Annotated in this window: 11 protein-coding genes and 1 pseudogene; 5 read left to right on the forward strand and 7 right to left on the reverse strand. The window is 48.7% G+C overall.

Annotated features, from left to right (window positions below):
* A pseudogene (locus QUB26_RS30305) lies at positions 1-269 on the forward strand (hypothetical protein); the annotation flags it as partial.
* Positions 270-355: 86 nt separating this feature from the next.
* Here QUB26_RS30305 and QUB26_RS30310 read toward each other — a convergent pair.
* Both QUB26_RS30310 and QUB26_RS30315 read right to left on the reverse strand, forming a co-directional pair.
* A complete protein-coding gene (locus tag QUB26_RS30310) occupies positions 356-547 on the reverse strand; it encodes a hypothetical protein (RefSeq protein ID WP_333321017.1) in 192 nt (63 codons plus the stop codon).
* A gap of 235 nt (positions 548-782) precedes the next feature.
* On the reverse strand, positions 783-1,484 hold the full coding sequence (locus QUB26_RS30315; protein ID WP_333240144.1) for an alpha/beta fold hydrolase: 702 nt from the start codon (positions 1,482-1,484) through the stop codon (positions 783-785).
* A gap of 146 nt (positions 1,485-1,630) precedes the next feature.
* On the opposite strand from QUB26_RS30315, the gene QUB26_RS30320 reads away from it, so the two are divergent.
* A complete protein-coding gene (locus QUB26_RS30320; protein ID WP_333053933.1) occupies positions 1,631-2,110 on the forward strand; it encodes an NUDIX domain-containing protein in 480 nt (159 codons plus the stop codon).
* A 116-nt stretch (positions 2,111-2,226) separates the two neighbouring features.
* Here QUB26_RS30320 and QUB26_RS30325 read toward each other — a convergent pair whose 3' ends face one another.
* Entirely contained in the window at positions 2,227-2,493 is a 267-nt protein-coding gene (locus QUB26_RS30325) for a hypothetical protein (RefSeq protein WP_333321019.1), read from the reverse strand.
* A 148-nt stretch (positions 2,494-2,641) separates the two neighbouring features.
* Here QUB26_RS30325 and QUB26_RS30330 point away from each other — a divergent pair, with 148 nt between their 5' ends.
* On the forward strand, positions 2,642-4,357 hold the full coding sequence (locus tag QUB26_RS30330) for a hypothetical protein (protein WP_333240143.1): 1,716 nt from the start codon (positions 2,642-2,644) through the stop codon (positions 4,355-4,357).
* 247 nt (positions 4,358-4,604) lie between these two features.
* On the opposite strand, the gene QUB26_RS30335 is transcribed toward QUB26_RS30330, so the two are convergent.
* Positions 4,605-5,342 (reverse strand): class I SAM-dependent methyltransferase, encoded by a 738-nt coding sequence (locus tag QUB26_RS30335; RefSeq protein ID WP_333321021.1) that lies wholly within the window; start codon positions 5,340-5,342, stop codon positions 4,605-4,607.
* Between the two features lie 7 nt (positions 5,343-5,349).
* Positions 5,350-5,547, reverse strand: a complete 198-nt coding sequence (locus QUB26_RS30340; RefSeq protein WP_333030091.1) for a hypothetical protein — start codon at positions 5,545-5,547, stop codon at positions 5,350-5,352.
* Between the two features lie 570 nt (positions 5,548-6,117).
* On the opposite strand from QUB26_RS30340, the gene QUB26_RS30345 reads away from it, so the two are divergent.
* Complete coding sequence (locus tag QUB26_RS30345; RefSeq protein ID WP_333240141.1) at positions 6,118-8,661, forward strand: mannose-1-phosphate guanyltransferase; 2,544 nt, start codon at positions 6,118-6,120, stop codon at positions 8,659-8,661.
* A gap of 16 nt (positions 8,662-8,677) precedes the next feature.
* On the opposite strand, the gene QUB26_RS30350 is transcribed toward QUB26_RS30345, so the two are convergent.
* Entirely contained in the window at positions 8,678-8,905 is a 228-nt protein-coding gene (locus QUB26_RS30350) for a hypothetical protein (protein WP_333303019.1), read from the reverse strand.
* Here QUB26_RS30350 and QUB26_RS30355 point away from each other — a divergent pair.
* Positions 8,892-9,449, forward strand: coding sequence for a single-stranded DNA-binding protein (locus QUB26_RS30355; protein WP_333240137.1), 558 nt, complete (start codon positions 8,892-8,894; stop codon positions 9,447-9,449). The two genes, QUB26_RS30350 and QUB26_RS30355, sit on opposite strands and share 14 nt — an antisense overlap.
* A 154-nt stretch (positions 9,450-9,603) precedes the next feature.
* Here QUB26_RS30355 and QUB26_RS30360 read toward each other — a convergent pair whose 3' ends face one another.
* Positions 9,604-9,948: a hypothetical protein gene (locus QUB26_RS30360; RefSeq protein WP_333240135.1), complete on the reverse strand. Its 345-nt coding sequence runs from the start codon at positions 9,946-9,948 to the stop codon at positions 9,604-9,606.
* Positions 9,949-10,193: the final 245 nt, after the last annotated feature.

Here is a 10,193-nt window from a genome sequence, read left to right on the forward strand (position 1 = left end):
TATCATATAGCGGAGGGCGAAAAATTTTGGCTCTTATCATACTTTTAACCATTTACAAAACCGGGATGCTCCCATTCTCATTTTCCAATAATGAAAAGCAAAAATTCTCAGAAGAGGTGTCGAGCTTAATTCAGAATGAATCTTTTTTATCTGACTTTAGCAATCAAATTGGTGAACCTTTGGAGGAGGAATCTGAAGATGACTTCGTGAAACGCGGTAGCAATAGGTTAAGAAAGATGCTTTATGATAGATTTGGCATCAAAGGTTGAATGGATATAATGCTCAGGTCTGTCGAAGTAGTCGCAGCATAACTTAGTGCGATCACAGCTCTTGTAGGTTGAGTTGAAGCTTGTGTTCACCTACCTCTTTTTCCAGTTACAATTTTATCCCTTTGCAGCATTTCAAAGTGCGCTGATTGCAGGGATAGCGATCGCACATAATCATCATCCCTAATTTGCGAGCGACCTCCCGCATCAATTCTCCACAAAGCATCCGGCTGAAATTCGTTATCTGCGTCCCGCACAGTAGCATTTTCGCCCAATTCCACCCAGCCAACCTCTAATTTGATTGTGTTGTTCGCCGTGACTTCTGAATCTTACCGATAATGCCACATAAAATATTTTTTTATCTATTCAGTTAGCCATAAAAATTTAAGCAAACATAGCATCGCGGGGACGAGTTTTGCAGCACTAAACTCGCTCCTAATATAAATATCTAACTAAATCCTTCCCTTAAACCTTCTGCTTCTTCCTTCGCGTCCTTAGCGTCTTCGCGGTTCGTTTCTAACACAAATACCCAATCCAAGCCGGCAAAACCTCCGGCGAACCGTACCACTTCCCCGGAGAACGAGGCGAATGCCAAACCCCCTCCAACACCAAATTTTCGGCCCCGTCCAAAACAGCAGCTTCCACCGGCGTAATTCCATCTCCCCAAGTTTCGCCCTTCCCCACAGTCAACTCATAACTTTTGTAAGCCAGCCAAGTCCCTAAACCGCGCTTGCCAAAAACAGCCTTCCCAGCAGCGCACACGTAGCGCACCTGCGGGTGAAAAGCCCCCGGATAGTGAATTTTGACAAAATCTAGATTTTTGCGCGTCCAGCGCTCTTGAGAGACGTGCGGCGTGCCTAAAGTGATTAAAGTATTCACATAAGGGTGAGCTTCCCACAAACCCGCGTCCTCAAGCACATCCCCGTGAATCGTGTAAGGCTTTTCGCCCAAATAGATGCGAGAAATCCAGCCGCCGGCGGAATGACCAACGAGATTGATCTGGGGAACGCCGTATTGCTGTAACATTTGTTTGACAGTACGATCGAGCTGTCGCAAAATTGGCACCATCGACCGCCCGCCAAAAGTCGGCAACCAATCTCCCTTGCCCAGAGGCACTGTTACTGTTGGGAAACCTCGATCGACCAGAGATTTTTCTAATTCGCGATAGTCGGAAGCAGCAGCAAAATATCCTGGTAAAATCACGGTTGGTAATGGCATTGTCAATTTTAGATTTTAGATTTTAGATTTTAGATTTTGCGGCCGGAGTGCTACGATCTGTTTTTCAAGTTCAAAGACGCTTGCCGCCTTTGGATTCCTAACATCTGCCACTCGTTTAACCTTTTGCTTAGGGAATATCTACTTCTATGGCTCGCGAGCCGATTCAAACATGGTATTTTACCCTAGTTGTCGTTCACTTAGAAGACCGTTTTCTACTGGTACAAGAGCGCAAGTACGAGCAGCAGTGGTATCTCCCAGCAGGGCGAGTGGAAAAAGGGGAGACTTTGCTCGAAGCTGCTATGCGTAATACCTTTGAGGAAGCGGGCATTTCCATCATCGTTGAGGGAATTCTCCGAGTAGAGCACACAGTGATGCCTAGGGGCAATGTGCGCCTCCGAGTCATTTTTGTGGCTCGTCCACAAGATAAGACGCCGCCCAAGAGTAAGCCGGATGAGCATACTTTGTGCGCGGGCTGGTATTCTCTCAAGGAATTAGACCAGTTGTCTCTACGGGGAGAGGAAGTTCGAGAAATGTTTCAATATATGGCAAGCGGCGCTCCAATTTATCCCATCGACTTGCTCACCATCGAGGGAGCTCCTTTTAAAAATTACCGCTATCGCTGGTGAATCCATCGATTTTGGATTTTGGATTTTGGATTTTGGATTTGAGACTTCGGCGTGAGTGCGATCGCCCTTACGATTTTAGATTTACTTGCAGCGCAGTGAATCAGGGAGCAGGAACTTTAATTTACAATTTTTAGAATCGACCCTGACGCTAGTGTCGCGGGCTTGTACTCATTTTGGGGCGGTGCCACCGAGGGGCTGCGGGCTGGGCTGACAGCCACTCGATCAGTTTTTTGATGGCGTAACCGAATTGGAAACGCCGATCGATCGAACTTGTCGATCGTGTTTAATAAATTTGGTTCAGTTTCGGGCCCATGAATTTTCATCAAGGTTGATCGGGCAACTTCGAGGGCGATCGTGCTAAAATTATACCTTTGAATTTCCAACCTCTCCTCATTAAAACGAATTCACACTCAATCACAACCACAACAATATAAATTACCAATCCCTCAATCTAACAATCTCCCAATCTAACAATCTCCCAATCCCCCAATCCCCCAATCTAAAATCTAAAATCTAAAATCTAAAATTTAAATGACTGACTCTTCCTCCCTAGCCAACACCCTTTCGGAACCGCTGCGCCAGCCTTTTTGGTGGGCAGCCCTAGCTTCTGTGGGCCTGCACGGAGTCCTCGGAGCAACCGCCCCGACGCTCTCAAACATACTTTATGGTGGAAATTCCTCAAAAAATATCCCCGGTTCTGTCGGCTTAGTAGAACTAACTCCCGCAGAAGTCAGCCGCCTGCCACAAACCATACCACCGAAACCGTCTAATACGCGATTTACGCCATTTACGATCGCACCAGTTCCCCTTCCACCAGCGCCAAAGTTAGCCCCACCCTTGCCCCCCGCACCTGATACCATCAACTTGCCCGCCATGCCGCCGGGAATGCCCCCTCCTGGATTCTTTTCCCCTCTCCCTCCTTCCCCTCTCCCGCCCTTCACGGCCCCAACAGCCCCGCCACCTCCCACAACTCCATCCCCAATAGTCAGAGCCCCCTCCCAGCCAATACCCACTTTCGTCCCACCCGTACCTCCCAGCGGTTTCCTTTTCCCACCTTTACCTGGTAATTTCGATCGCAATATCCCGCCACCACCATCGCTGAATGAAGCGCCCCAGATTCCCGGCGGCGGCTCGGAAGATGAAGCAGAAGCGCTCAAAAGGATTATAGCCAGTAGAGGCGGACTGCCACTATTTCCAGACGGAGCTCCAGTCTTTACCCCGGAATTCCCAATTGGCAGGAATGTGGGACCCGATGGAGTACCAAAATTGACTCAAAAAGATCCCAATAAAAGGACTCTCATCGCAGAAACTCAGTCCGGTCAACCGGGTTCAAACTTACCCACCGACAGAGAGACACTGCTGGCGGCTGGAGAGACCTATGTTGCTTTGTTTGAGAAATTCAAAAAGGCTTATCCTGACTTGGAAATGACAGGCCCGACTCCTGTGCCTGTGCCTTATCCCGTAACAGCTTGCTCACAAAAACTCCAAGGAAGAGCAGTTTTTGGAGCAGTTGTCAGCCCTCAAGGCTTGCTCAAGGCCGAGCCACAGCCGATCGTCCCCACGGGTTACGGTATTCTCGATAATGCCGCTAAAATTGCGATTATTAGTCCTTCTCTAACATTTTCAGCAGCCAGCACGCACAAGCTTTACCAACTGGATGTCGAGTTTAAGTACGACGAAAAAGTTTGTAGTGGCATTCCTGTCACCCCAACCAGGCCCAACCCACCAGGCCAGCAGCCGCCAGCGCCCGCCCCCACAGCGCCCAGCAGACCAACAGGCCAGCCGCCCTCCCCAGCGCCTACTGAAGTGCAACCGCAGTTTGAGAAGCCGCCGGCCCCCTCAAACAAACCGCAGCCAGGGGCCCAACCGTCGCCGCCTGCACCCAAGCCAGGGGCTCAACCGTCGCCATCGCCTGAACCGAAACCAGCCGCGGAACAGTCGCCTTCTCCTCAACCGGAACCCGCCGAAGAGTCCCCGCAGCCCGAAGCTGCACCATCTCCTGCTGCCGAAGAGTCGCCGTCACCATCGCCGGAAGCCGCACCATCTCCTGCCGCCGAAGAGTCTCCGCAGCCCGAAGCTGCACCATCTCCTGCCGCCGAAGAGTCTCCGCAGCCCGAAGCTGCACCATCTCCTGCCCCGGATGTGTCGCCGTCACCATCGCCGGAAGCAGCGCCATCTCCTGCTGCCGAAGTGTCGCCGTCACCATCGCCGGAAGCAGCGCCATCTCCTGCGGCTACCGAAAATTAATTGGGCATCGCTAATTGGCAATCGGTATTGTAAAACTTCGTTGAGTTTATAAGCAATTATAAACAATAGTAGTTAGTAGTTAGTAGGGTGCGTCAGCTTGAATATTTGTAGCTTCTCAAACGAATTTCTACTTGCTGACGCACCCTACTTTATCAACTAAGAACGAAGTTGTTTTTCGTCCGCCTGACCAGGCTTGGGACGATTGAAGTTTGGACTACAAAGCTAATTATCTATTTCCCTTAACCTCTCAATTGTATTGAACTTTATACATTTGAAATAAGTCGCCGCTTTGCTTTTTTACTACCTTAGCGCCTGCAGCTTTAATCATTTTTTCCCAATCTTCTATTGTCTCTAAAAATACTTCGCCGGCTCGATAAGTTTCCAAAATTGCCCAATCTTCTGCTAAAGGAGCATTGGGGTTGAGGACATCAAAAACAAAATGACCGCCCGGTTTTAGTACCCGCTTTACTTCTCCCATGACAATATTCCAATAGTCTATGGGATAGTAACAGCTAAAGCCTGTAGCGAGGCATAAATCGAACTGAGCCTCCTCGTAATTTAACTGGTGAGCGGGAGCCCATTCTACGCCTTTGAACAGCTTAGAATTGAGCTGAGGGCCGCGAGCGTTTAAGGCGTCTCGCGCGGCGCTGCTGATTTCTTGACCGTAAAAATAGGCTTCCCACTCCCGCCAAGGGTAGATGAGAAAGCTGACTCCGCAGCCTATGTCTAAACAGCGCTGATTTTTTTGAGGTTTGGCAATTTTCCAGAAGGGAGAAACTGTTTTTGCTTGGAGAGTTCCTGCAACTGATTCTAGGAAAATCGGCATTGCTTCGACTTCTTCGGGTAAGGCGAAAGCTTCTCCTCGGTATTCGCGATCGAACCGGGCAGCAACCTGCGATAGTAAAACTTGCCAGCTATCTGATTTGCCTTTGGCAAACCAAGTTTGCTCGCTTGTACTTGCTGGGCGTTCGGACTTTTTAGACATTCTTGAATTACCTTTTAGAAGCTTTGAGAGCTTTTGTAAAGTTTTGGCGGTAAGGCTTATTAAAAATTAACGCGGGCCAGAGCAGGGAGAGCTTCAGGCGATTTGCAAAACTTCGATCGAAGTTAGTGCGATCGAAACCATTCCAAAATTTCCAAATACCGCCACCGTAAGCGATCAGCAATGCCAAGCTAATTAACGTACTCATTTAAAAAACCCCTAAGCAATGGATAGGATTTTGGGTCAGCTAGTCAAAGCGCTACCCTTAATCTATCATTTATCAGACGCCAAGGCACACCGATAGCTGTAGTAATTCCACCTTCCGAAAGAGACTGCAAAATCCCCGCTGGCCACAAACTTAAAAATAACACCCCCGAAATAGCTTTCACCGAGCAAGCAAGAAGGGACTTCTGGTAAAAGTCGATCGTTCTGAGGACTTATAAGATTGAATAAGTGAAGAATTAAAGAATTGGGAATGACTGATGAGATAAGGGTTTCGAGTACGGGCCTACAGTTGCATTCTTTTTTTTAACTGGTATCACCCAAGATCCCCTACAAATCCGAGTTCGACCGGGGGAGTGGTGCGATGCCGCAAGTTCTAATTCGGTTGAAATCGGTTGCTGTTGGGGGACGGCCTGGCCGAACGGGATTTACCAGACGTGTCACTACTCGAAGATAATTAACTAAGAACTGATAGCTCGCGGCCGACGAATTACAGCAGGCAAACTTTTTCTAGCGGACAATAGCGGTAGAGAGCTTTTTAAGCAAGGAGGATTTTATGCGTGCAGTGCTGATGGCTGGGGGATCGGGAACGAGGCTCAGACCCCTGACGTGCGATTTGCCCAAACCGATGGTGCCGATTCTCAATCGCCCGATCGCAGAACACATTATTAATTTGCTAAAAAGGCATCAGATTACGGAAATTATTGCGACGCTGCACTACCTTCCCGATGTCATGCGCGAATATTTTACTGACGGGGCAGAGTTTGGCGTTCAAATGACTTACGCTGTGGAGGAAGACCAACCGCTGGGTACGGCTGGTTGCGTCAAAAATATTGCTGAACTGCTCGATCGCACTTTTTTGGTCATCAGCGGCGACAGCATCACAGACTTCGACTTAACCGCAGCAATCAAATTTCACCGTAGCCAGCAATCCAAAGCCACGTTAATTTTAACTCGCGTTCCCAACCCGATGGAATTCGGGGTCGTGATTACCGAGGAAAATTACCGCATCAGTCGCTTTCTGGAAAAGCCTTCTAGCAGCGAAATTTTCTCCGATACTATCAATACCGGCATTTATATTTTAGAACCCGAAGTCTTGGATTACCTGCCGGTAAATCAGGAGTGCGACTTCTCGAAAGACTTGTTTCCCCTGCTACTGGAAAAAAACGAGCCGATGTACGGCTACATCGCCGAGGGTTACTGGTGCGATGTCGGCCAGCTAGATGTTTACCGGGAATCTCAGTACGACGCGCTGCGGGCCAAGGTCAAACTGGATTTGAGCTACTACAACGAAGTTCGATCGGGACTTTGGGTAGGTCAGAATACTTTTATTGACGATAGCGCGATCGTCGAAGTACCGGCCATGATCGGCAACAATTGCCGAATTGGAGCCCGAGTTAAAATCGATGCAGGTACTGTGATCGGAGATAACGTGACTGTGGGGGCCGACGCTAATCTCAAACGTCCCATCGTCTGGAACGGAGCAATTGTCGGTGAAGACGCTCATCTTAGGGCCTGCGTGATTTGCCGGAGTACCCGCGTAGACAGGCGCGCTCACGTCCTCGAAGGTGCTGTCGTCGGTTCAATGTCCATCGTGGGAGAAGAAGCACAAGTGGGGCCGAGCGTGCGCGTCTGGCCGAGCAAAAATATTGAATCCGGCGCTCTGTTAAATCAAAATTTAATTTGGGGAGAACAAGCTAAGCGGAATTTGTTCGGTCAGCGTGGCGTTCAAGGACTGGCAAATGTGGATGTTACCCCGGAATTTGCAGTGAAATTGGGCGCGGCTTATGGCTCGACTTTGAAACCGGGGACTGCGGTATCGGTTTCTCGTGACCAGCGGAGCATTTCGCGGATGGTTTCGAGGTCTTTGATTGCGGGTTTGATGTCGGTGGGAATTAATGTGATCAATTTGGAATCGACGGCAATTCCGATCGCGCGCACGGTTTCGTCTACGATATCAATTGCTGGTGGCATTCATGTTCGCATTTCGCCCGATCGCTCCGACCACATTTTAATTGAATTCTTCGATATCAAAGGCATCAATATTACAAAAGGAGCTGAGAAAAAAATCGAGGGGGCTTATTTTAAGGAAGATTTGCGGCGAGCTCTAATTCCCGAAATTGGAGAGATGACGTACTTTAACCAAGCTCTCGATGTTTACAACCGCATTTTTGAGCGGCAGATGAATGTTGAGGCAATACGCTACAGCAATTCTAAGGTGGTAATCGATTACGTTTACGCGGTTTCTGGAGCAATTCTGCCCCAAATGCTTGCCAAGTTCGGCTGCGATGCGGTGGTTCTCAATGCCAGTCTCAAACAGACTTCTCTAAGCAACGGGGAACGGGAATATTTGCTCGACCAACTCGGCCGGGTGGTGAAAGCACTCAGCGCTAATTTTGGAGTGCAGGTATCGGCTAACGGCGAACAGCTCATTTTGGTAGATGAGTCTGGGATAGCGATTCGTGGGGAAATGCTGACGGCGTTGATGGTAAATTTGATGCTGACTTCTCATCCCAAAGGTACAGTAGTAGTGCCGGTTCATGCGTCTTCTGCGGTGGAGGCGATCGCCCGACGCTATCAAAGCAAGGTAATCCGCACGAAGGCGAACCCAACTGCTTTGATGGAAGCCGCTAACAGGAACCCGAATGTGGTTTTGGGCGGCAGCGGCCTTATGGGTTTTATTTTCCCGCAGTTGCATCCCGGATTTGACGGAATGTTCTGCATTGCTAAAGTGATAGAAATGATGACGATTCAGGAGCGATCGCTCGGACAGATCAAGGCGGAACTTCCCCGCATCACCCACCGCAGTTACAGCGTCCGCTGTCCTTGGACTATCAAGGGTTCGCTGATGCGACATTTAGTAGAAACTCATTCGCCCGATCGTTTAGAATTATTAGATGGAGTGAAGATTTTTAACTACAGCGACGACAATTGGGTATTAGTTTTACCCGATGCTAGTGAACCGACCGTTCATATCTTCGCCAACAGTGAGGATCGAGATTGGGTATCTGAAACGTTGAAGGAGTACCGTGCCCTCGTTCACGATTTTGTCACTCAAGCCGAGGCGGCGGTTCTCCAAGATAAATTTGGTAACGTGTAATCCGTCATGGTGACAACTAATAGCGATCGGGCGCAGAAAAATCAGTAATTACCAATTGGCAATTGGCAATTCCCCAAAGCAAGACCCACAAGTCATCGGTACACGGATAGCTATTTCTTCCTTCTTCCTTCTTCCGTCTTCCGTCTTCCGTCTTCCGTCTTCCGTCTTCCGTCTTCCTTCTTCCTTCTGCCTTCTTCAACATCCAATTCCCAATTACGCACAGAGAACAGATGAATAGCTGCATTTTGATGGCGGAAATAATTCAACAACCGCAACTCCGTTATACTCCTGACAATCAACTTCAAATCGCTGAGATGTTGGTGCAGTTTCCTGGCCCAAAACCAGAAGATCCCCCCGAACATTTGAAAGTGATAGGATGGGGAAATTTTGCTCAAGAAATTCACGAAAAATATCACGAGGGCGATCGCGTGATTATTGAGGGGCGGCTGAGCATGAATACGATCGAAAGAGATGGTATTAAAGAAAAGCGCGCTGAACTGACAGCTCAAAGGATTTACAGTGTAGGCGCCGATGCCATGAGTTCGGCTCCCCCAGCTAGAACCGCCCCGGAACCGGCTCAAATTCGCGACACCGCCCCGGCTAATGTGCCAAGCAATGTAGTACCTTTAGGCTCGCACAAGCGCAGTTCTAATAGCGCTCCAAGCGGCCCTAATCGCACGTCTAGTTCGGATTGGAACTCCCATCAGTCGTCTAATTCTGAGTCCGATCGCCAGTCGGGTTCGTCTAACGAACCGGAAAATCCCGATTACGATCCGATTCCATTTTAAAAATTAGGGTGCATCACTTTACAACTGGACTGTTCGAGCGAAAGTGACGCACCTTAATTGAAGAGCGATTCCCTACGGGATAGCTTCGCTCGCGCGTACTTCAGGAAAAAATGGGCGATCCAATTTGGCTGAACTACGAGCTAAATTGCAAATTTTACAGCTCGATCGTCACAACTTTTTTCTTGCTTTTTTCGTCGCGCAGCACGACGGTATTGTAGGGTGATGTATCCGTCCCCAGCGGAATTGGCAGCTTAAAGCTGCCGCTTTTATGCTTAAGTTCGCCTAAATCAATACTTTTCGTTATATTGCCATCTGTTGCCAGATAAGCGGTAAGTTCGCCTTTATAATCTTCAATCAAAAAGTCTCTGAAGAAAACGACTTCCCCAGCCTCGGCATCGATAGCAAGGATGACCGTACCGCTAAACGTTGCGCCTTTTTCTTCTTCATCAACCGTCGCCATTTTAATTTCCGAGGGGTCTTGACCGGACATATCTGCCATAAATTTTTTCTCCTGAACTGAGCGCAATAATTAACAAGAAGCTTACCTGATGCTAGGGGCGATTGCAAAACTCTTAGGACGTATTTCTGCATCGGTCTTGCTTCTCTCTAAGGTTAGAGAAGCCCGCGATGGCGAATTATACCACCAATTATCTCAATTCTTGAATCAGTAAGGAATGAGAATTAAATAACTTCCACTCTTGAAAGTGGGATGGGCGTCCCGCCCGTCCAAAAAGGACGGGCGGG

This window comes from Microcoleus sp. B4-C1 (assembly GCF_036705285.1).
Classification (GTDB): domain Bacteria; phylum Cyanobacteriota; class Cyanobacteriia; order Cyanobacteriales; family Microcoleaceae; genus Microcoleus.